Below are 23358 nucleotides of genomic sequence, written 5' to 3'. Positions count from 1 at the left end.
CGTAGTGACGGTTCGCCGTCTCGTATTCCACGTGCGACGTCGAGATCGTGATCCCGCGCGCCTTCTCTTCCGGAGCCTTGTCGATCTGGTCATACGCCGTAAACGTCGCGCCGCCAGACTCCGCCAGAACCTTCGTGATCGCCGCCGTCAAAGACGTCTTGCCATGGTCAACGTGGCCAATCGTCCCGATATTGCAGTGCGGCTTATTCCGCTGAAACTTTTCCTTGCCCATCGTGGCACCCGTTCCTTTATTCCAAAAACATTCGCTGTGAGTGGGTTCAGGCGTACTTCGCCTGAACCTCGGCAGCCACGTTCGACGGCACTTGTTCGTAGTGGTCGAACTGCATCGTGTAGTTAGCCCGGCCCTGGCTCATGCCACGCAGGGTGTTCACGTAACCGAACATGTTGGCCAGCGGCACCATCGCGTTGATGACGACCGCGTTGCCGCGCATGTCCTGGCCCTGGATCTGGCCACGACGTGAATTCAAGTCACCGATCACGGAACCGGTGTAATCTTCAGGCGTCACGACCTCGACCTTCATGACGGGCTCGAGAAGAACGGAACCGCCCTTCTGGAGACCTTCGCGAAGCGCCGCACGAGAAGCGATTTCGAAGGCGAGTGCCGACGAGTCGACTTCGTGGAACGCACCGTCGATCAGCTCGACCTTGACGTCCACCACCGGGAAGCCGGCAATCACGCCCGCGCCGATGACCGACTGGAGGCCCTTTTCCACGCCGGGGATGTATTCCCGCGGGACCGAACCACCGACCACCTTGGAGTCGAAGGAGAAGCCCGCACCCTGCTCGTTCGGCTGGATGACCAGCTTCACGCGAGCGAACTGACCGGTACCGCCGGTCTGCTTCTTGTGGGTGTAGTCGATCTCGGTCTTCTTCGTGATCGTCTCGCGGTAGGCCACCTGCGGAGCGCCGATATTCGCATCGACCTTGTAGGTGCGACGAAGAATGTCGACCTTGATGTCGAGGTGAAGCTCGCCCATGCCCTTGAGGATAGTCTGGCCGGATTCCTGGTCGGTCGAGACGCGGAAGGACGGATCCTCCGCGGCGAGCTTGGCGAGAGCCAGACCCAGCTTTTCCTGGTCGGCCTTCGACTTCGGCTCGATGGCGATCTCGATGACGGGTTCGGGGAACTCCATCTTCTCGAGGATCACGGCCTTCAACGGATCGCAAAGCGTGTCACCGGTGCGGACATCCTTGAGACCCGCGAGAGCGACGATGTCACCCGCAAAGGCTTCCTTGATGTCTTCGCGATTATTCGCATGCATCAGAAGCATGCGGCCGACGCGCTCTTTTTTGTCACGGGTCGAGTTGAGGAGCGAAGCGCCTGTCTCGACCTTGCCCGAATAGACGCGGCAGAAGGTGATCGTGCCGACGAAGGGATCGTCCATGATCTTGAAAGCGAGCATGGAGAAGGGATCTTCGTCGGTCGGACGACGCAGGATCGGCTCTTCGGTCTTGAAGTCCAGACCTTCGATGCCTTCGCGATCCGCCGGCGACGGCAGGAAATCGACGACGGCGTCGAGCAGGGGCTGAATGCCTTTGTTCTTGAAGGCCGAACCGCAGAAAACCGGATGGAAGGCGCGGCGCTGCACGGCCGTGCGAACGAGGCGACGCAGGGTCGCATCATCCGGCTCCTGGCCGTCCAGGTAGGCCACCATGGCGTCGTCGTCCATCTCGACAGCCGCTTCGATGAGCTTGCTGCGATATTCGAGCGCCTGATCCTTGAGCTCGGCCGGAATCTCGACCTCATCGAAGCTCGCCCCGAGGGACTCGCCGGACCAGATCAGGGCCTTCATCTTGACGAGGTCGATGACGCCGCGGAAATCGCTTTCAGCGCCGACCGGGAGCTGAAGGCAAACGGGCTTGCCGGCGACGCGGTCGATGATGTCGGCCACGCACTTGAAAAAGTCCGCGCCGGTCTTGTCCATCTTGTTGACGAACACGATGCGCGGCACGTCGTACTTGTCGGCCTGGCGCCAGACGGTCTCGGTCTGGGGCTCGACGCCCTGGTTGCCGTCGAGGACGCAGACGGCGCCGTCGAGGACGCGCAGCGAACGCTCGACCTCGATGGTGAAATCCACGTGGCCGGGGGTGTCGATGATGTTCAGGCGCTTGTCGTGCCAGAAACAGGTGGTCGCAGCGGAGGTGATCGTGATGCCACGCTCCTGCTCCTGCTCCATCCAGTCCATGGTGGCAGCGCCTTCGTGGACTTCACCGATCTTGTGCGACTTGCCGGTGTAATAAAGAATACGCTCGGTCGTCGTCGTCTTGCCGGCATCAATGTGGGCCATGATGCCGAAGTTACGGTAGTCCTGAATCGCATGCGTGCGGGGCATCGCTTAGTTCCTCAAGTCCTGCCGTTACCAGCGGTAATGCGAGAAGGCGCGGTTGGCTTCCGCCATCCGGTGGGTGTCTTCGCGCTTCTTGACCGCATTGCCGCGGTTGTTGGAAGCGTCGAGCAGTTCGGCCGAAAGGCGATCGACCATGGTCTTGTCGTTACGACCGCGAGCCGCCTGGATGATCCAGCGGATCGCCAGCGCCTGACGGCGCTCCATGCGGACTTCGACCGGGACCTGATAGGTCGCACCGCCGACGCGGCGGGAGCGAACTTCGATCGCCGGAGCGACGTTGTCGAGGGCCTGCTTGAACACCTCGAGCGGGTTCGCCTTGGCGCGCCCCTCGATGATGTCGAACGCACCGTAAACGATGCCTTCGGCAGCGGACTTCTTGCCGTCGTACATGATCGAATTCATGAACTTGGTGACGACGATATCGCCGAACTTGGCGTCCGGAATAATCTCGCGCTTTTCAGCGCTGTGGCGGCGGGACATGAGCTGGCTCCGACCTTCAAATAAAGTTTGGCGGCTTACTTCGGCCGCTTCGCGCCGTACTTCGAACGACGCTGCTTACGATTTTTCACACCCTGCGTGTCGAGGACACCGCGGATGATGTGATAACGGACGCCCGGAAGGTCCTTCACGCGGCCGCCGCGGATCATCACCACGGAGTGCTCTTGAAGGTTGTGGCCCTCACCCGGGATATAACCGATGACTTCAAAGCCATTGGTCAAACGAACCTTGGCGACCTTACGAAGCGCCGAGTTCGGCTTCTTCGGCGTGGTCGTGTAAACGCGCGTGCACACGCCCCGCTTCTGCGGGCAGGCCTCAAGCGCGGGAACCTTATTCCGGCTCTTTTGCGCCGTCCGCGGCTTGCGGATCAGCTGACTGATCGTTGGCATCCTCTGCCCTCTTTCACTCGCCACCCAAAGTGGCCTTGCGTGTCTTCAACGGTGGTGCGCCATTGCGGACGCCCCGGCAAACCCGAAAGCCTGCACAAAACGAAGCCGCGCCATTGGCCAATGAAGCCCTTAGCGCGGTGCCTGCAGAGGATTACGGCGAACCGCAATCGTGCCCCATATCTGACGTCTGTCAGTCAAGGTTGAACTCGACGGCGTTTAGGTCGCCTCCGTCGAAACTGGTCGTTTCGACTCGCAAAAACCTACGGCCCGTCGGAAAGTCCGGTCTCTCTAGCTCCCGAGTCGCCAAAAGTCAACTCGTATCGACTGCTTCCCCCGCAGAACCTGAGAAAGCCGCCAAGATCCACCCTCTAAGGCAGAGAATATGTATTTGTTCCTAGAGTATCGTCGGCCGGCCTGCCACCCTAAATAAGGAACAAATCCGCGTGCGTGAGAGTAGCGTTAGGCTTGAGCTTGACGATGGCGACCTCAGCTGCCTTGCCCGAGCCGTCCTTGTCATAGGCAAGGATGCCGGTCTTCTTGTGATAGACGAAACGGTCGTCGCTGCCCTTGGCCTTATCGAAGGCGAAGATTCCCTTCTTGACTTTGCCGGGCTTGGCAAGCGTGCCCTTGCCCGCCTTGTAGAATGCATCGTCAAACCAGATGGAATCGTCCTTGGCGCTGAAATCGGTGATGATGTCCGGCTTGCCCCTTTTCACGGGCGCGATGTCGAATATGAAGGTGTCCCGGCCTCCGCCACCGGTCAGAATGTCAATTCCCGCCCGACCGTTGAGGCAATCGTCGCCAGCACCGCCGCCAAGCCGGTCCGCGCCAGCGCCGCCTACGAACTGATCCGCAGCCGCCGATCCCAACGTTATCTCGGGGTTCACATCCTTGACCGCGATAGTGAAGGTCCTGTCGAGAGTCAGGCCGGAGGAGTCGGTAACGCGCACCTTGATCGCATGGGAAGCCGCCTGCTCATAATCGAGCCGGAAACCGTTCTGCACCACGACCCTTTCGCCCTGGATGGCGAAACGACCGCCGGCATCGTCCAACAACGCGTAGGTATAGCCACCAGACGGGTCCGGATCGATCGTAGTCAGGGAGCCGACCACGGTGCCTTGCGCGGCAAGTTCGGCAACCGGCGCGGCGGAGAACCTCAGCTCGGCTGGAGTTTCCTCAACGTTCGCGACCGTAATCGTCACTTTCTCGATATAAGAAAGGCCCCCGTCGTCGGTCGTCCTGACCCACACGTCATAGCTGCCAACATCAGCGTCGCTCAGGCCGGCCTTCAGCAGGATCTTGTTGTCGCCTGTCCGGATCTCGAAAAGTGCGTGCCCGCCCACGGGCAGCGGATCGCCAAACTCATCCGCGACGAGGGCATAGGTGTGGTGAGTGTCACCTGCCTGGTCGGTGGTGGCAAGCGTTGCCGCCTCCGCACCGATACCCGCGTTCTCCGTAACCGTGCCGCGTGTCACCACGATGTCGGTTGGCGCCACGTTGTCCGTCAGGTTGATGGTGAATTCCTGCCAAGTGCTCAGATTGCCCGCATCCGTCGCCCTGATCCAAAGGGTCGTCTGCGTTCCGGCAAGGGCCGCAAGGGCGGCGGCGTTGTCCACCAGGAGCTTGCCACCGGCGCCGATCTTGAACGGACCGCCCGCCGCAACCTCCGTGCTGTCGTTGTTGCCGATCACGATGGTATAGGAATACGTATCGCCGGCGTCCGGGTCGAGCGTGCGCAGCGTGCCGATTGGACTATCTGTAGAGGCTGTTTTCACCAACGTGGCCGTCACGCCCCCGGCCGTGCCGAAATCGATGGCGGTCGGCGCTTCGTTCTCGTTCGCGACGTTCACGGTGATGACCTGATCGAAGGCCGTGCCAGGCACGCCTGCGAGTTCGGCCCGGATCTTGAAGGTGAACGTGCCGTTCGTATAATCCTCGTGAATCAGGAATGCCGTTTGCCGGAGGTTCGTCCCGTTGCTGATCGCGAAGAGCTGCGCCAAAGCAGCCGCATCCGGATTTGTGTTGCCCTCTCCGGCGGTGGAGATGAGCGAGAAGGTGTAGAAGCCCTGATCGCCCCCGTCGACAGCGATGCCGCCGAAATCGGCGATGGGCGTCGCATTCTCCCTCAGAGCAAGCGTGGTCTCACCGGCAACCAGCACCAATGTTGGGGCTTCGACCACGTTGGTAATGTCGATTCCGATATCCTGAATGAAGCTTTTCGCGGGATTGCCGGAATCCGTGACCTCGATGCGGATCCCGTAGATGCCGCCATTATGGTCCTCACGGTTGAGCGTGACGCCGTTCCCGAGCTTCAGCATGAAGATGCCGCTGCCCTCGGCTGTCTCGACGATCTCGAAGCTGAAATGGGCATGGGGGTCTCCATGCGCATCGACCAGCCGATAGGTATGCGTCTGCCCCGCATCGGCGTCCGTGGTCGACAGAATACCGATGTCGCGCCCGGCAGTGCCGTTCTCGGCGATGGCGATGAATGTCGTGGGTGCATCGGTTCCGATCGCGACCAGCACCGCGGTCGGCGCTGCGTTCGCCTCCGTAACCGTGACGGTGAGCGGCTCGACCCTGGACAGGCCGCCGGCATCTGTTGTGCGGATGAACTGCTGCAGATCGGCGGCCGTGGCGCCGGCAAGCGACGCCTTCAAGATGATCTTGTCGGCATCCGCCCCTGTGCCAATCGCGAAGAAGGCATGCCCTCCGGGCAGAGGATCGCCGGCGAGATTGGCAACGATCATGTAGGCGTGACTGTCGTTGAAGTCCGGATCGGTGGTGCCGAAGGATGCGACGACGTCGCCGATATCGGCGTCGTCTGCCACCGTTCCGCCGGTGATCGTGAGTGCGGTCGGAGCTTCGTTTTCGTCCGTGACATCGATGGTGATGACCTGGTCGAAGGCCGTTCCCGCGATACCGGGAATCTCGGCGCGGATGATGAACGTGAATGTCCCGTTGTGGTACGCCTCCCGATCGAGAGAGGCGATTTTCCGGATGTTGGTGCCGTCGATCTCGAAAAGCTGCGCCAACGCGGCGGCGTCGGGATTGGTGTTGCCCTCGGCAGCCGTCGGCAGGAGCGTGTAGATGTAGGTCCCGATGTCCCCGCCGACCGTGGCGAGGTTGACGATGACGAGACCCGCGTCATTCTCGACGAACGCAAAGCTCGTGCCGCCGAACATCGTGACTGCGGTCGGCGCCTCGACGACGTTGCCAACCGTCACGGTGATGGGCTCGAAGCTGGTATGGCCACCAGCATCCGTGACACGTAAATACAGCACGAATCCACCATTGCTGTAAGCCTCGCGGTCCAGCATCACGCCATTCTTGAGCTTCAGTTTGAATGAGCCGGCGGCATCCCCCGCGACTACTTCGAACGGTGAGTTCGAGAGCGTGTTCCCATTCTGATCGACAACGGTGTAAGCGAGCGCGGATACACCGTCCGGGTCCACCGCGGACAGGAGGCCGATATCGCGACCGGCGACGCCGAGCTCTGTGACGGTCAGCGCGGCGGCTCCGCCGACCTTGACCGCCGCGGGGGTGCCCGAGCCGGTGCTGCCGGTGAAGCTGATCGTCTGAACGGCGGAATGCGCCCCGCCCTGGTCGGTCGCCATGATGTTGAAGCTGAAGTTCCGCCCTTGCGGGTTGCTCGAATCGAGTGTCACGCCGGCTTTCAGGGCGATGTGATAGCCGGACGCGGCATCGCCGGTGATCTCGACCCGCGAACTCGTCGTCGGATTTCCGGCACCGTCGACGATTTGATAGCTCAAGACCGTGTCGCCGTTCGGGTCGATCGCCGACAGCTGACCGAAATCGAAATTGCCACCCAGCACACCGGAATAGGTGACCGCCGTTGCGCCGGCGAGCGTGATCGATTCGGGAGCGACGTTGTCGAGATGAAAGCGTTGCTGAAAAACGCCGCTGGCGATCGTGGCGTTCGCCCCGGAACCAGCACCCTGCCACATGACGATCCAGTCGCCGTCCGCCAGCGCCACGACGCTGGGCGGGTTCTGGATGTTCGACGATGGCGCGTGCACAAGCATCTCGGTGCCGTTCTTCGTCCCGTCTGCGTTGAACACCTGCTGGTAGACGTCGTTCTGGGTGATCGGTGAGGTGAGCAGCGCCGACCATGTGACCACCCAGCGCCCGCCGGACAGCATCGTCACGGACGGATCGCCGATGACGGTGGCGGTCAAGGCGGAGCTGACCTGCGTCTCGCCCCCGACCTTGTTGCCGTAATTGTCGAAAACCTGCTGGAAGCAGCCCCTATGACCGGAGTTTTGATCCCGCCAGACGACGATCCAGCCACCGCCGGGGATCGCCGTCACCACCGCATTGTCCTGGGCGCTGGTCGTGCTCGAATTGACGAGGATCTCGCTTCCCATCTTCGCGCCGCCGAGCGAGTAGCGTTGTTGGTAGACACCGATCGTGTCCACGTTGTCCGGAGTCGTTCCATTCCCGTGCCAGGTGACGAGCCAACCGGGGGACGAGCCGCCGATTGCCGTGACTTCGGCGTTCAACTGGATGCCGGCAATCGTGGTGTTGACGACTTGCTCAGCACCGACCTTTGCACCGGCGGCGCTGTAACGCTGCTGCACCACATCGCCATTGGCCACGTCCCAGGTCACGACCCAGCCGCCATCCGCCAAAGCCGCGATCGATGCCGATTGCTGAATTCCGGCAACCGTGCCGTTCACGGGCTGATCGGGGCCGCTCGTCGTCCCATCGGCATTGTAGATCCTCAGATACACGCCGTTCTGGTCCAGTCCGCTCGCGCCGTCGGGGCCGACGCCCTCCCAGACGACCACATAGCGTCCGTCGGCCAGCGCTACGACACTGGGGTTCACCTGATCGGCGACGAGCGTCGAATTGACTTTCACGGGCGCGCCGATTGCGACGCCGGCAGCCGTGAACTTCTGGATAAAGATATCTATTTGCCCGCCGCCGTCCTGCAAATCCCAGACCGCAACGTAACCGCCCGGCGCACCCGGGAAGGCCGAGATTTTCGGATAACCCGGATACCCGCCCGAGAAAGTGCCGCCTGCCACAACCACAGTTTCAGTGCCGACTAGCGATACGGTTTGGGTCATGACAGGTCCTCGGGCAGAGCGTGTTCAGGGCATAGGAAATTATCCTATGGAAACTCCTCTGTAGTATTGTTATATTATAGTTGCAATAACGCCAAGCTCGGCCCGCTGAATATGGTTCAGGCACCCGTGGGCGGCCGCGGGCCCGGACAACAAAAAAGGCCGCCCTGAGGCGGCCTTTCTCTTGCTTGGGTCAGAACGAACCGCTCATTCCGCCGCGGGCGGCAGCTCGCTCATCTGGGCGTTCGACTCGGCTCGCTTCTGCTGAAGGATCAGCTGGTCGCGGTGAGCCGCCACGGCCTTGACCTGGGCGTTCATGGCGCCGGTGCCGGCCGGGATGAGGCTGCCGACGATGACGTTCTCCTTGAGGCCCTCCAGCGTATCGACCTTGCCGTTGACCGCCGCCTCCGTGAGGACGCGGGTGGTCTCCTGGAAAGACGCCGCCGAGATGAACGAGCGGGTCTGGAGCGACGCCTTGGTGATGCCCAGGAGAACCGGCACGCCGACGGCGGGCTTCTTCTTCTCGGCGACCATGCGCTCGTTGATCTCTTCCATCTCGAGCCGGTCGACCTGCTCGCCGGTCATCAGTTCGGTGTCGCCGCCATCGGTGATTTCCACCTTCTGCAGCATCTGCCGGACGATCACCTCGATGTGCTTGTCGTTGATCAACACGCCCTGGAGTCGATAGACCTCCTGGATCTCGTTCACCAGGTAGGCGGCCAGTTCCTCGACGCCCTTGATCGCAAGGATGTCGTGCRGAGCCGGATTGCCGTCCACGATGAAGTCGCCCAGTTCCACCACGTCCCCGTCCTGCAAGTGGATGTGCTTGCCCTTCGGGATCAGGTACTCGACCGGCTCCGAGCCATCGTGCGGGGTCAGCGTCAGGCGACGCTTGTTCTTGTAGTCGCGGCCGAACTGAATCGTGCCGGACTTCTCCGCGATGATGGCCGCATCCTTCGGACGCCGCGCTTCGAACAGCTCCGCCACGCGCGGCAGACCGCCCGTGATGTCGCGGGTCTTGGCGCTCTCGGTGGAGACACGGGCGATGACGTCGCCGGCCTTCACCTTCGAGCCCGGATCGGCCGCGAGGATCGCGTCGACCGCCAGGAGGTAACGGGCGTCGCCGCCGCGTGCGACCTTGGCGATCTTGCCGTTCTTGCCCTCGATGATGACCGCCGGGCGCAGGTCCGCCGTACGGGCGGACGAACGCCAGTCGATGACCACGCGCTTGGCGATGCCGGTCGACTCGTCCATCGTCTCGATCATCGACGCGCCGTCGACGAGATCCTCGTAGCCCACCACACCGTCGACTTCGGTGAGGATGGGTCGGGTATAGGGATCCCATTCGGCGATGCGCTGGCCGCGCTTGATGGTGTCGCCCTCATCGACCTTGAGACGGGAGCCGTATTGCAGCCGGTGAACCGACCGCTCCGACCCGTCCGGACCGGTGATGACCACCGCCACGTTGCGGCCCATGACGATCAGATCGCCATCCGAGTTCTTCGCGACGTTCTTGTTGCGGAAGCTGATCGTGCCCTCGAAATTCGACTCGAAGAACGACGAATCCGCGATCTGCGCCGCACCGCCGATGTGGAAGGTGCGCATGGTGAGCTGCGTGCCCGGCTCGCCGATCGACTGCGCGGCGATGACGCCGACAGCCTCGCCGTGGTTGACGGGCGTACCGCGAGCAAGGTCGCGGCCGTAGCAGGTGGCGCAGACGCCGTTCTTGGACTCGCAGACGAGAACCGAACGGATCTTCACTTCCTGAATGCCCGCGGCCGTGATGGCCTCGAGATGCTGCTCCTCGATCATCGTGCCTTTCGGCACGATCACCACGCCGTCGATGTTCACGAGGTCCTCGGCCGTGGAGCGGCCGAGAATGCGCGAACCCAAGGAAGCAACCACCTGCCCGGCATCGACGATGGCGCGCATGCGGATGCCGCGCTCGGTTCCGCAATCGTCCTCACGGATGACCGCGTCCTGAGCGACGTCTACGAGACGACGGGTCAGATAGCCCGAATTCGCCGTCTTGAGCGCCGTGTCGGCCAGACCCTTACGGGCGCCGTGGGTGGAGTTGAAGTACTCGAGAACGTCGAGGCCTTCCTTGAAGTTCGAGATGATCGGCGTCTCGATGATCTCGCCCGAAGGCTTGGCCATGAGGCCGCGCATCGCAGCGAGCTGCTTCATCTGGGCCGGCGAACCACGCGCACCGGAATGCGACATCATGTAGATCGAGTTGACCGGCTTATCGCGGCCGTCCTTGTCCTTATGGACCGCCGAGATGCGATTCATCATCTCGCCCGCAAGACGATCCGAGCATTTCGCCCAGGCGTCCACGACCTTGTTGTACTTCTCGCCCTGAGTGATCAGGCCGTCCTGGTATTGCTGCTCGTAATCCTTGGCGAGCGCGCGGGTCTCGTCGACGATCTCCCACTTGTTCTCGGGGATCACCATGTCGTCCTTGCCGAACGAGATGCCGGCCTTGAACGCGTTGTAGAACCCGAGCTTCATGATGCGATCGCAGAAGATGACCGACTCCTTCTGACCGCAATGCCGATAGACGGCATCGATCATGTTGGAGATTTCCTTCTTGGTCATGAGCTTGTTCACGACGTCGAAGGGCAGCGCCGGGTGGGACGGCACGAGCTTGGACAGCATCACGCGGCCGGCCGTCGTCTCGACGATCTTCGACACGTGCTTGCCGTCCTCGCCCAGACCTTCCCAGCGATAGCGGATCTTGGTGTGGAGCGTGATGACCTTCTCGTGCAGGGCGTGCTCGATCTCGCCCATGTCGGAGAACGCCTTGCCCTGGCCGGGCTCGCCGTCGGAGACGATGGAGAGATAGTACAGGCCCAGAACGATGTCCTGCGACGGCACGATGATCGGCTGACCGTTCGCCGGGTGCAGGATGTTGTTCGTCGACATCATGAGGACGCGGGCTTCGAGCTGCGCCTCGAGCGAGAGCGGCACGTGAACCGCCATCTGGTCGCCGTCGAAATCCGCGTTGAACGCGGCGCAGACGAGCGGATGCAGCTGGATCGCCTTGCCCTCGATGAGGGTGGGCTCGAACGCCTGGATGCCCAGACGGTGAAGCGTGGGAGCGCGATTGAGCAGGACCGGATGCTCGCGGATGACTTCGTCCAGGATATCCCAGACCTCCGGCTTCTCCTTTTCGACGAGCTTCTTGGCCTGCTTGACGGTAGCGGACAGGCCGCGCGCATCGAGCTTGGCGTAGATGAACGGCTTGAAGAGTTCGAGCGCCATCTTCTTCGGCAGGCCGCATTGATGGAGCTTGAGCTCCGGACCCACGACGATGACCGAACGTCCAGAATAGTCGACGCGCTTGCCGAGCAGGTTCTGGCGGAACCGGCCCTGCTTGCCCTTGAGCATATCGGCGAGCGACTTCAGCGGACGCTTGTTGGCGCCCGTGATGACGCGGCCGCGGCGGCCGTTGTCGAACAGGGCGTCGACGGCCTCCTGCAGCATGCGCTTTTCGTTGCGGATGATGATGTCGGGCGCGCGCAGTTCGATCAGCCGCTTCAGGCGGTTGTTGCGGTTGATGACGCGGCGGTAGAGATCGTTCAGGTCCGACGTGGCGAAGCGGCCGCCATCGAGCGGAACGAGCGGGCGAAGATCCGGCGGGATCACCGGAACGACCGTCAGGATCATCCACTCGGGCTTGTTGCCCGACATCAGGAAGGCTTCGATGATCTTCAGGCGCTTGAGAAGCTTCTTGGGCTTCAGCTCCGAAGTCGTCGTGGCGATCTCCTCGCGAGTATCCGCCGCCACCTTCTCCAGGTCGAGTTCCTGCAGAATGCGACGGATGGCCTCCGCGCCGATCATGGCCGTGAACGAATCCTCACCGAACTCGTCCTGAGCGCGGATGTATTCCTCTTCGGACAGGAGCTGGCGGTCTTTCAGCGGCGAGAGACCCGCATCCACCACGATGTAGGATTCGAAGTAGAGGATGCGCTCGAGATCTTTCAGCGTCATGTCGAGCAGAAGACCGATGCGGCTCGGCAGCGACTTGAGGAACCAGATATGCGCAACGGGGGCTGCGAGCTCGATATGGCCCATGCGATCGCGCCGAACGCGCGCAAGCGTCACCTCGACGCCGCACTTCTCGCAGATCACGCCCTTGTATTTCATCCGCTTGTACTTGCCGCACAAGCATTCGTAGTCCTTGATGGGTCCAAAAATACGCGCACAGAACAAGCCGTCGCGCTCGGGCTTGAAAGTACGGTAATTGATGGTCTCGGGCTTTTTGATTTCGCCATAAGACCAGGACAGAATCTTCTCAGGGCTCGCGATCGAGATCTTGATCTGATCGAAGCTCTGCGGCGCCGCCGTTTGGTTGAAAAGATTCATGACCTCTTGATTCATCGCCAGCTCCTAAAACCTCGAAGGTGTCATGGCCGGATAGAATAATCCGGCCATCTCTTGGTCTGAGAGGGTGTTAGCCTCTCGGGGTCGAGACCCCCGGGACGAAGCCCGGGGATGACGATGTTGATTACTCGGCAGCCTCGGACGGGGGCAGTTGCTCCGTCTCGTTGGCGGCCTTCTTGGAATTCGTCAGCTCGACGTTGAGGCCGAGCGAGCGCATTTCCTTCACGAGAACGTTGAAGCTCTCCGGAATGCCCGACTCGAACGTGTCGTCGCCGCGCACGATGGCCTCGTAGACCTTGGTCCGACCCGCCACGTCGTCCGACTTGACGGTGAGCATTTCCTGCAGCGTGTAGGCCGCGCCGTAAGCTTCGAGCGCCCACACTTCCATCTCGCCGAAGCGCTGGCCGCCGAACTGCGCCTTTCCTCCCAGCGGCTGCTGGGTGACGAGGCTGTACGGACCGATCGAACGCGCGTGGATCTTGTCGTCCACCAGGTGGTGCAGCTTCAGCATGTAGATGTAGCCGACGGTCACCTTGCGGTCGAAAGGCTCGCCGGTGCGGCCGTCATAGAGGGTCACCTGACCGGACGGATCGAGACCCGCCTTCTGCAGCATGAACTCAATGTCGGATTCCTTCGCGCCGTCGAAGACGGGAGTTGCGAAAGGAACGCCGCGGCGCAAGTTGTGGCCGAGTTCGGCCAGCTCCTGATCGGATGCCTCATCGATTTCCGGCATGTTGCCGTAGATCGACACGAGCTGATCGCGCAGGCCCTTCGACTGGCCCGACTTCAGGTAAGCGTCGACCGCTGTCGCGACCTGCTTGCCGAGACCGGCGGCAGCCCACCCGAGATGGGTCTCGAGGATCTGTCCGACATTCATGCGGCTCGGCACGCCGAGCGGGTTCAGCACGATGTCCGCATGCGTGCCGTCTTCGAGGAACGGCATGTCTTCGATCGCGACGATGCGCGACACGACGCCCTTGTTGCCGTGACGGCCGGCCATCTTGTCGCCCGGCTGGATCTTGCGCTTCACGGCGACGAAGACCTTGACCATCTTCATGACGCCGGGAGGAAGCTCGTCGCCGCGCTGCAGCTTCTCGACCTTGTCGAGGAATCGCTGTTCGAGACGCTTCYTCGACTCGTCGTATTGCTTCTGGATGGCCTCGATCTCGGTCATCATCGCGTCGTTGTCGACGGCGAATTGCCACCATTGCGAACGCGGATACTCGGCGAGGAGCTCGCGCGACACCTTGGTGTCCTTCTTGAAGCCCTTCGGGCCTGCGACCGCCGTCTGCCCGTTCAGGATCTCGGCCAGACGCGCATAGGTGTTGCGGTCCAGGATCGCCTGCTCGTCGTCGCGGTCTTTCGCCAGACGTTCGATCTCTTCGCGCTCGATTGCCTGGGCGCGCTCGTCCTTGTCGACGCCGTGACGGTTGAACACGCGCACTTCCACGATCGTGCCGGTCACGCCGGGCGGAACGCGCAAGCTGGTGTCGCGAACGTCCGAGGCCTTCTCGCCGAAGATGGCGCGCAGAAGCTTCTCTTCCGGCGTCATCGGGCTTTCGCCCTTCGGCGTGATCTTGCCGACGAGGATGTCGCCCGCATGAACCTCGGCGCCGATATAGACGATGCCGGCTTCGTCCAAGTTCTTCAGTGCTTCTTCCGAAACGTTCGGAATATCGCGCGTGATTTCCTCGGGACCGAGCTTGGTATCGCGGGCCATCACTTCGAATTCTTCGATATGGATCGACGTGAACACGTCGTCCTTCACGATCCGCTCGGAGAGCAGGATCGAGTCCTCGAAGTTGTAGCCATTCCAGGGCATGAACGCGACGAGCACGTTGCGGCCGAGCGCCAGCTCACCGAGTTCCGTCGACGGACCGTCGGCGATGATGTCGCCCTTGCGGACCACGTCACCGGCGCGGATGAGCGGCTTCTGTGTGATGCAGGTCGACTGGTTCGAACGCTGGAACTTCTGCAGGCGGTAGATATCGACGCCGGCTTTCGTCGGGTCCGTTTCTTCCGTCGCGCGGATAACGATACGGGTCGCATCGACCTGATCGACCACACCGGCCCGTCGCGCCGCGATGGCGGCACCCGAGTCGCGGGCCACGACCGCTTCCATGCCGGTGCCGACGAACGGCGCGTCGGCCTGCACGAGCGGCACGGCCTGACGCTGCATGTTCGAACCCATGAGCGCGCGGTTCGCATCGTCGTTCTCGAGGAACGGGATGAGGGCCGCGGCCACCGAGACGAGCTGCTTGGGCGACACGTCCATGAGATCGACGCGATCCGGCGAGACCACGATGTTGTCGCCGGCGCGGCGGCAGACCACGAGGTCGTCCGTCAGGATGCCCTTGGCATTCATCACCGAGTTCGCCTGGGCGACGTTGTACTTCGCCTCTTCCATGGCCGACAGGTAGATGACGTCCATCGTCACCTTCGAGTCCTTCACGCGGCGGAACGGCGTCTCGATGAAGCCGTACTTGTTGACGCGCGCGAAAGTCGCCAGGGAGTTGATCAGACCGATATTCGGGCCTTCCGGCGTCTCGATCGGGCAGATGCGGCCGTAATGGGTCGGGTGCACGTCGCGCACTTCGAAGCCGGCGCGCTCGCGGGTCAGACCGCCCGGGCCAAGCGCCGAAAGACGACGCTTGTGCGTCACTTCGGAGAGCGGGTTGGTCTGGTCCATGAACTGCGACAGCTGCGACGAGCCGAAGAATTCGCGCACGGCGGCAGCCGCGGGCTTCGCGTTGATCAGGTCCTGCGGCATGACGGTGTCGATATCGACCGACGACATGCGCTCCTTGATGGCGCGCTCCATGCGGAGCAGGCCGAGGCGATATTGATTCTCCATCAATTCGCCGACCGAACGGACACGGCGGTTGCCGAGGTGGTCGATGTCGTCGATTTCACCCTTGCCGTCGCGCAGATCGACGAGCGCCTTCGCCACCGCGAGGATGTCCTCGCGGCGCAGGGTGCGCACGGTGTCTTCCGCATCGAGATCGAGGCGCATGTTCATCTTCACGCGGCCGACGGCCGAGAGATCGTAGCGCTCGGCATCGAAGAACAGCGAGTTGAACATGTTCTCGGCGGTTTCGAGAATCGGCGGCTCGCCGGGACGCATGACCCGGTAGATGTCGAACAGCGCGCTCTCGCGGCCCGAGGCCTTGTCGATGGCGAGCGTGTTGCGGACATACGGACCGACGGTGACGTGGTCGATATCGAGAACCGGGATTTCGCTCAGTCCGGCTTCTCCGAGGCCCGCGAGGAGCTTCTCGGTGATCTCTTCGCCGGCTTCGGCATAGATTTCACCGGTGCTCGCATTGACGAGATCCTGGCCGATATACTGGCCGTACAGATCCTCGTCGGTGGCGCGCAGGTTCTTGAGGCCCTTCTCGGCGAGCTGGCGCGCGGTGCGCACGGTCAGTTTCTTGCCCGCTTCGAGGACGACTTCGCCGGTCTTCGCGTCGATCAGATCGACGGTCGCCTTGAAGCCCTTCATGCGCTCGGCATCGAACGGAACGGTCCAGCCGGTCTTCGTGCGCTTGTAGATCACCTTGTTGTAGAAGGTGTTGAGGATCTCTTCGCCGTCGAGGCCGAGCGCGTAAAGCAGCGTCGTCACCGGAAGCTTCCGCTTCCGGTCGATGCGCGCATACACGATGTCCTTGGCGTCGAATTCGATATCGAGCCACGAGCCGCGATACGGAATGATGCGCGCGGCGAACAGAAGCTTGCCCGACGAGTGGGTCTTGCCCTTGTCGTGATCGAAGAACACGCCCGGCGAACGGTGCATCTGCGAGACGATGACGCGCTCGGTGCCGTTGACGATGAACGTGCCGTTATCGGTCATGAGCGGCATGTCGCCCATGTAGACGTCCTGCTCCTTGATGTCCTTGACCGAGCGGGCGCCGGTATCCGGGTCCACATCGAATACGATCAGGCGCAACGTCACCTTGAGGGGTGCAGAGAACGTCATGCCGCGCTGGCGGCACTCATCGACGTCGTATTTCGGCGGCTCGAACGTGTACTTGACGAATTCGAGCAAGGCCGTGTTCGAGAAGTCCGAGATCGGAAACACCGACTTGAAGACAGCTTGCAATCCCTCTTCCGGCCGGCCACCCTTTGCTTCTTCGACCATCAGGAACTGGTCGTAGGATGCCTTCTGAACCTCGATGAGGTTCGGCATCTCGGCCACTTCCTTGATTTTTCCGAAGAACTTGCGAATGCGCTTCCGGCCGATCAGTGTGTTGGCCATCTGGACCTCGTTCCTCATCTACGGCTGATCGAGCATCCCGCTCGTCTGGGATGAAATCCGGGAATGTGAGATCCCGGGGATGCTCGATCAGCCGCCCAGCGACGTTTGCGCCGCCAGCTACCACGAAAAATAATCAGGACCGCGAGGGTCGCGGCTTCGTCGCCCGGGGCTGTTTTGCCTCAGCGACGACACAACGGCCCCAGGCAAAACTGCCTGGGACCGCGTGTTGTTAAAGCCCCGGCTTGCACCGGGATGACATCGCGGCCGAAGCCGCGAAAATCACTTGAGTTCGACCTTGGCGCCGACCTTCTCGAGGGTCGCCTTGATCTTCTCGGCTTCGTCCTTGGTGACGCCTTCCTTGACGGGCTTGGGCGCACCTTCGACGAGGTCCTTGGCTTCCTTGAGGCCCAGGCCGGTAATGGCGCGGACTTCCTTAATGACTTCGATCTTCTTGTCGCCGGCGGCYGCCAGCACGACAGTGAACTCGGTCTGCTCTTCGACCGCCGCGGCAGCGGCGCCCGGAGCAGCTGCAACGGCCACAGCCGCGGCAGCGGAAACGCCCCACTTCTCTTCGAGGAGCTTCGCGAGCTCAGCGGCCTCGAGAACGGTCAGCGACGAGAGATCGTCAACAAGCTTGGCAAGATCAGCCATAGTTTTGTGTCCTTAAGTTCGGTTCGAACGATTGATGATTGAGGTTACGGCCTCACGCCGCTTCGCCTGTCTTGGCATAGGCCCCGAACACACGGGCGAGCTTCGCCGCCGGTGCGTTGACGACCTGAGCAACCTTGGTAGCCGGAGCCTGGATGAGGCCGACCAGCTTGGCGCGCAGTTCGTCGAGGGACGGAAGAACGGCAAGCGCCTTCACTCCGTCCACGTTCAGGGAGGTCGAGCCCATTGCGCCGCCGAGGATCACGAGCTTTTCGTTAGCCTTGGCGAAATTGACTGCGACCTTGGGCGCCGCGACCGGATCGCTTGAATAAGCGAGCAGGGTCGGGCCTTTTAACAGGCCCGAAATGGACGCGACGTCCGTGCCTTCGAGAGCGATTTTGGCGAGGCGGTTCTTCGCGACCTTCACGGTGGCGCCGGCCTGCTTCATCTGCGCGCGCAGGTTCTGCATGTCGGCGACCGTCAGGCCAGCATAGTGGGCGACGACGACCACGTTCGTGTTGTTGAACACGTCGTTGAGCGTCGAGACGAGCTCGCTTTTTGCTGCTCTTTCCACTGGGCTCTCTCCGGTTGGCGGATAAATCCGCCGGTTGCACCTGTCGCCTGAAGCGCGCCCCGAACTTGCGTCCGTGGCGTCTCAAGCGACGCTCTCGCAAGCCCTGTCCCCCAATGAGCGCCCTTTCGGACGCGATAGGGTGAGATGGTTCGAACCGATCTTCTTCGTCTGCGTTGGCAGACAGAAATAACGGCTTCCCCGTCTATGCTGGCCCTTTGAGGACGTTTTCCTTCAAGGATTAAGCTGGACATGCCAGCGCCTGCAGTCTCGGACAGGACATAGCCGGAACATGCCAAAGGTTGCCCCTTGGCTTTTCCGGCTTGTCACCGCTCCGTCACCGGAGCGGATTGGCAGCCAAAAGCTCGCGCGGACGCGAAACTTCGGCCTATGTTGGAATCTCAACGCGAGTCTTTAAGCCCTTACGCCCGAAAAGCCAAGAGGCAATTGCATGGCTTTTCCATGACATTGCGCAAGGGAAGCTGAAAAACAGGATGGTGAGGTGGTGATCCGCCTTGCGGCTTTCAAGAGCACCGCGGCCTGCACCTTCCCCGACGAGAAAAAGCCCGGCTTGAGGAAGCCGGGCTTTTCCTAACTCGACGGGATTTTAGCTCGCCAGAACGCTCGACGGCTCGACCTTGACGCCTGGGCCCATGGTGGAGGAGACCGCCACGCGCTGGATGTAGGTGCCCTTGGCGCCGGCAGGCTTCGCCTTCGAAACCGCGTCGGCGAAAGCCTTGATGTTCTCGATCAGCTTGGCATCGTCGAACGACGCCTTGCCGATGCCGGCATGGACGATGCCGGCCTTCTCGACCCGGAACTCGACCGCGCCGCCCTTGGCGGCTTCGACCGCGGACTTGACGTCCATGGTGACGGTTCCGACCTTCGGGTTCGGCATCATGCCGCGCGGGCCGAGCACCTTACCGAGGCGGCCGACGAGAGGCATCATGTCGGGGGTCGCGATGCAGCGATCGAAGTCGATCTTGCCGCCGTTCACGATCTCGAACAGATCCTCCGCGCCCACCACGTCCGCGCCAGCGGCCTTGGCCTCATCGGCCTTGGGTCCGCGAGCGAACACGGCCACGCGAACCGTCCGGCCGGAGCCGTTCGGCAGGTTGCAGACGCCACGGACCATCTGGTCGGCGTGACGGGGATCGACGCCGAGATTCATCGAGACTTCGACCGTCTCGTCGAACTTCGCCTTGGCGCGTTCCTTGATCAGCTTGACCGCATCTTCGATGCCGTAGAGCTTGGTGGGCTCGATGCCCTCGCGGGCTGCGCGGATGCGCTTGCCTTCATTGGTTGCCATCATGCCCTCCTTTACGCTGCCACTTCCAGGCCCATCGAACGGGCGGAGCCCTCGATCATGGCCATGGCGGCGTCGACGCTGTCGCAGTTCAGATCGGCCATCTTCTTCTCGGCGATCTCACGGATCTGGTCGCGGGTCACGCTGCCAGCCTTGTTGCCCTTGCCGGGGGTCTGCGAGCCCTTCTGGAGGTTCGCGGCCTTCTTGAGGAAGAAGGAAACCGGCGGCTGCTTCATCTCGAAGGTGAAGGAGCGGTCCTGATAGGCGGTGATGATCACCGGGATCGGGGTGCCCTTTTCGATCTGCGCGGTCTTCGCGTTGAAGGCCTTGCAGAATTCCATGATGTTCAGACCGCGCTGACCGAGAGCGGGGCCGATCGGCGGGGACGGGTTCGCCGCGCCTGCCGGGACTTGGAGCTTAACGTAGCCCGAGATTTTCTTTGCCATGGGAGTCTCTCCAATGGACCAGCCTCCCGGCGCCAACCGGTCGACATGGTATTGAAAGGTCGCGGTGCAGCCTGGAACTCCCGGATGGCGACCGGGCAGACCTCCCGCGGGTGAAAAGCGAATGGTGAGAAGCGAACGGGGAATGGGGCCTTAGCCTGCCATTCGCCACTCGCAATTCGCCACTCGCCGACGATCAGAGCTTTTCGACCTGACCGTATTCGAGCTCGACCGGGGTCGCCCGGCCGAAGATGGATACCGCGACCTTGAGGCGCGCGCGGCCCTCGTCGACTTCCTCGACGGTGCCGTTGAACGATGCGAACGGCCCGTCCGAGACGCGGACCTGCTCGCCGACCTCGAAGCTGACCGAAGGCTTGGGATGATCGACGCCCTCGGCGACCTGGCCCTTGATGCGCTCGGCTTCCCGGTCCGGGATCGGCACCGGCTTCGCCTTGTCGGCGCCCAGGAAGCCCGTGACCTTCGGGGTGTTCTTGATCAGGTGGTAGACCTCGTCCGTCAGGTCGCATTTCACCAGCACGTAGCCGGGAAAGAACTTGCGTTCCGTATCGACCTTGCGGCCGCGGCGCACCTCGACGACCTTCTCGGTCGGCACCATCACTTCTTCAAACTTGTCTTCCAGCCCGCGCTGGGCCGCTTGGTCGCGAATCGACTGGGCGACCTTGTTCTCGAAATTCGAATAGGCGTGGACGATGTACCAACGCTTCGTCATCACATCCACCCCTTAACCGCCAAAACCGAGGAGGATCGAACGGACCCCCCAGCCGACCGCCTGATCGACCACGAGGAAGAAGATGCTCGCAAGCACGACCATCACGAACACCATCGCGGTGGTGATCATGGTTTCCTTGCGCGTCGGCCAGGTGACCTTCGCGGCTTCGGAACGCACCTGCGTCAAAAAATCGAACGGGTTCGTCTTCGCCATCGCACTGCGTTCGCATCGCCGGAAAAGCGAATGCAAACGTCCTCTCCTGGATCACGACGAGCCTCGACCGGATGGCCCAGACACATCAAACGTGATCGATTCCAATCACCCGGAGCATGATGCCGTCCGCCAAACCGCCGGACGCGTTTCGGCACCATGCCCCAGGACCGTCAGGCCCAAATTGAAGGGGCGCGAAGCCGTTTTACGAGCCTCGCGCCGCCTGTAAACCCTGCTTCGGGGCGTTTCACTAACGCAAAACGCCCGCTTTGTCGATCCGCTGGCAGGAGTGGAGGGGCACGGCATATCGCGCGCTCCCAAACACTTACGTCCCCGCGTTCCACGGAACGCTGTCCGTATAGTGCCATAAGTTACCGTGGGCAATCCTAAACCCACAGGGAAAATCAACAAAAACCCCCGGCGCATTGGGCGCCGGGTACCTCTCCTAAAACCCTCGGCCTCGCCGTTTCCGTCGCTCTTCCTCTTCGCGCTCTTTTTCAGCCCGCTTGTAGGCGTCATCCCTTTGGAAAAGTTCCTCATGGCGGGCGATCAGCACCTCCCACAACCAGGCGTGAAACGAGAATGGGTAGTGATCCTGATGATGGGAGCCGCCCGGCGTCCAAACCATCCGTTTCGCCATGAGCAAGGCAATCTCTGGCGCCTGCGAATAGGCGTAGAATGAGGGCGATCCCTCCTTCAGGCATTTAGTCACGCGATCGAGTTCTCGTGCTGAAAGGTGATCCAGCATTGCGATTATCTCGGCCCGATTTGCAGCAACTTGGGCCTCGACCTCGTGCTGCCGAACAGCGCGACGGACGGATAGGAGAGCCGCCTTCCGCCCTTCACGCCACGGCGACAGAAGCTCATAGATCGATCCGAAGACGACTTGAGTGCCGGTCAACACCGTAACAATAACCAGAACCGGAAGGGTGAAGGGTCCGAGCGGCCCTAAGTCAAAAATGCATGTCAGCATCAGGCCAAGCAGGGCCGAGCTTGCGATCGCAATCGGGATCGTAAACCTGAGGGGCCACTTGACGACATCTAGCCATCTTGGATCGGGCAACATGCGCTGACGCTATCATGAAGGGCTCGGCTGTCACCACGAGGCCTGCGGCGCAGTACACAGCGAACTCACTACCGGCGCTGATTTGCCGGGCAACGAAGCTCTCCGCCGTAGAGGAACGCCTGAGCCTTGACGCGCAATCACGTTGCAGGACGGCCGTTGAACCCTTCAATGACCTCAAGGGTATAAGCGCAATTAATCCATGACCTGCGCGACGACGCCTGCACCGACGGTGCGGCCGCCTTCGCGGATGGCGAAGCGCAGCTTCTCTTCCATGGCGATCGGCACGATCAGCTGAACGTCCATGGAGATGTTGTCGCCCGGCATCACCATCTCGGTGCCTTCAGGCAACGTCACCACGCCCGTCACGTCCGTCGTCCGGAAGTAGAATTGCGGACGGTAGTTGGTGAAGAACGGCGTATGACGGCCACCCTCCTCCTTGGTCAGGATGTAGGCCTCGGCCTTGAACTTCGTGTGCGGCTTGATCGAACCGGGCTTGCACAGAACCTGACCGCGCTCCACGTCCTCGCGCTTCGTACCACGAAGCAGAACGCCCACGTTGTCGCCCGCCTGGCCCTGGTCGAGCAGCTTGCGGAACATCTCGACGCCGGTCACCGTCGTCTTGACCGTGTCCTTCAGGCCCACGATCTCGACTTCCTCGCCGACCTTCACGATGCCGCGCTCGACGCGACCCGTCACCACCGTGCCGCGACCCGAAATCGAGAACACGTCCTCGATCGGCATCAGGAACGGAAGGTCGATCGGACGCTCCGGCTGCGGGATATACGCATCCACCTCAGCCATCAGTTTCAAAACCGCATCGCGGCCGATCTCCGGCGAACGGTCTTCCAGCGCGCAAAGAGCCGAGCCCTTCACGATCGGGATGTCGTCGCCCGGGAATTCGTACTTCGACAGAAGCTCGCGAACCTCGAGTTCGACCAGCTCCAGAAGCTCCGCGTCGTCGACCATGTCGACCTTGTTCATGAACACCACCAGCGCCGGAACGCCGACCTGGCGCGCCAACAGGATGTGCTCGCGCGTCTGCGGCATCGGGCCGTCAGCCGACGACACAACCAGGATCGCGCCGTCCATCTGCGCCGCACCCGTGATCATGTTCTTCACATAATCCGCGTGACCGGGGCAATCCACGTGCGCGTAGTGACGGTTCGCCGTCTCGTATTCCACGTGCGACGTCGAGATCGTGATCCCGCGCGCCTTCTCTTCCGGAGCCTTGTCGATCTGGTCATACGCCGTAAACGTCGCGCCGCCAGACTCCGCCAGAACCTTCGTGATCGCCGCCGTCAAAGACGTCTTGCCATGGTCAACGTGGCCAATCGTCCCGATATTGCAGTGCGGCTTATTCCGCTGAAACTTTTCCTTGCCCATCGTTCCTTGCCCATCGT

At 61.9% G+C, this 23358-nt stretch carries 15 protein-coding genes; all 15 read right to left on the bottom strand.

Annotated elements, in window-relative coordinates; all coding sequences use genetic code 11:
- Nucleotides 1-232, bottom strand: a 232-nt coding sequence (locus AC1DVM_RS16705) for a GTP-binding protein (protein WP_477256113.1), incomplete at its 3' end; no start/stop codon positions are given.
- A gap of 46 nt (nt 233-278) precedes the next feature.
- Nucleotides 279-2354, bottom strand: a complete 2076-nt coding sequence (fusA, locus tag AC1DVM_RS16700; protein ID WP_477256111.1) for an elongation factor G — start codon at nt 2352-2354, stop codon at nt 279-281.
- 24 nt (nt 2355-2378) lie between these two features.
- Entirely contained in the window at nt 2379-2849 is a 471-nt protein-coding gene (gene rpsG / locus AC1DVM_RS16695) for a 30S ribosomal protein S7 (protein WP_150948206.1), read from the bottom strand.
- Nucleotides 2850-2884: 35 nt separating this feature from the next.
- Nucleotides 2885-3256 (bottom strand): 30S ribosomal protein S12, encoded by a 372-nt coding sequence (gene rpsL / locus AC1DVM_RS16690; RefSeq protein ID WP_114189441.1) that lies wholly within the window; start codon nt 3254-3256, stop codon nt 2885-2887.
- A gap of 422 nt (nt 3257-3678) precedes the next feature.
- A complete protein-coding gene (locus AC1DVM_RS16685) occupies nt 3679-8346 on the bottom strand; it encodes a cadherin domain-containing protein (protein WP_477256108.1) in 4668 nt (1555 codons plus the stop codon).
- Nucleotides 8347-8550: 204 nt separating this feature from the next.
- Entirely contained in the window at nt 8551-12726 is a 4176-nt protein-coding gene (rpoC, locus tag AC1DVM_RS16680; RefSeq protein WP_477256106.1) for a DNA-directed RNA polymerase subunit beta', read from the bottom strand.
- 127 nt (nt 12727-12853) lie between these two features.
- Complete coding sequence (gene rpoB / locus AC1DVM_RS16675; RefSeq protein ID WP_477256104.1) at nt 12854-16984, bottom strand: DNA-directed RNA polymerase subunit beta; 4131 nt, start codon at nt 16982-16984, stop codon at nt 12854-12856.
- Nucleotides 16985-17263: 279 nt separating this feature from the next.
- Nucleotides 17264-17635, bottom strand: coding sequence for a 50S ribosomal protein L7/L12 (gene rplL / locus AC1DVM_RS16670; protein ID WP_477256102.1), 372 nt, complete (start codon nt 17633-17635; stop codon nt 17264-17266).
- A gap of 52 nt (nt 17636-17687) precedes the next feature.
- Entirely contained in the window at nt 17688-18206 is a 519-nt protein-coding gene (gene rplJ, locus AC1DVM_RS16665; RefSeq protein WP_477256100.1) for a 50S ribosomal protein L10, read from the bottom strand.
- 604 nt (nt 18207-18810) lie between these two features.
- Nucleotides 18811-19512 carry a 50S ribosomal protein L1 gene (gene rplA, locus AC1DVM_RS16660; protein WP_477256098.1) on the bottom strand — a complete coding sequence of 234 codons (702 nt, stop codon included), beginning with the start codon at nt 19510-19512 and terminating at the stop codon, nt 18811-18813.
- A gap of 11 nt (nt 19513-19523) precedes the next feature.
- Nucleotides 19524-19955: a 50S ribosomal protein L11 gene (rplK, locus tag AC1DVM_RS16655; protein WP_477256096.1), complete on the bottom strand. Its 432-nt coding sequence runs from the start codon at nt 19953-19955 to the stop codon at nt 19524-19526.
- A gap of 193 nt (nt 19956-20148) precedes the next feature.
- Nucleotides 20149-20682, bottom strand: a complete 534-nt coding sequence (nusG, locus tag AC1DVM_RS16650) for a transcription termination/antitermination protein NusG (RefSeq protein WP_477256094.1) — start codon at nt 20680-20682, stop codon at nt 20149-20151.
- 12 nt (nt 20683-20694) lie between these two features.
- A complete protein-coding gene (gene secE / locus AC1DVM_RS16645) occupies nt 20695-20895 on the bottom strand; it encodes a preprotein translocase subunit SecE (RefSeq protein WP_477256092.1) in 201 nt (66 codons plus the stop codon).
- 442 nt (nt 20896-21337) lie between these two features.
- On the bottom strand, nt 21338-21958 hold the full coding sequence (locus tag AC1DVM_RS16640; RefSeq protein WP_477256091.1) for a hypothetical protein: 621 nt from the start codon (nt 21956-21958) through the stop codon (nt 21338-21340).
- A 192-nt stretch (nt 21959-22150) separates the two neighbouring features.
- Nucleotides 22151-23341 (bottom strand): elongation factor Tu, encoded by a 1191-nt coding sequence (gene tuf, locus AC1DVM_RS16635; RefSeq protein ID WP_477256115.1) that lies wholly within the window; start codon nt 23339-23341, stop codon nt 22151-22153.
- Nucleotides 23342-23358: the final 17 nt, after the last annotated feature.

This window comes from Microvirga sp. P4_A5, assembly GCF_056402495.1.
This window is presented reverse-complemented; position numbering and strand designations above follow the sequence as displayed.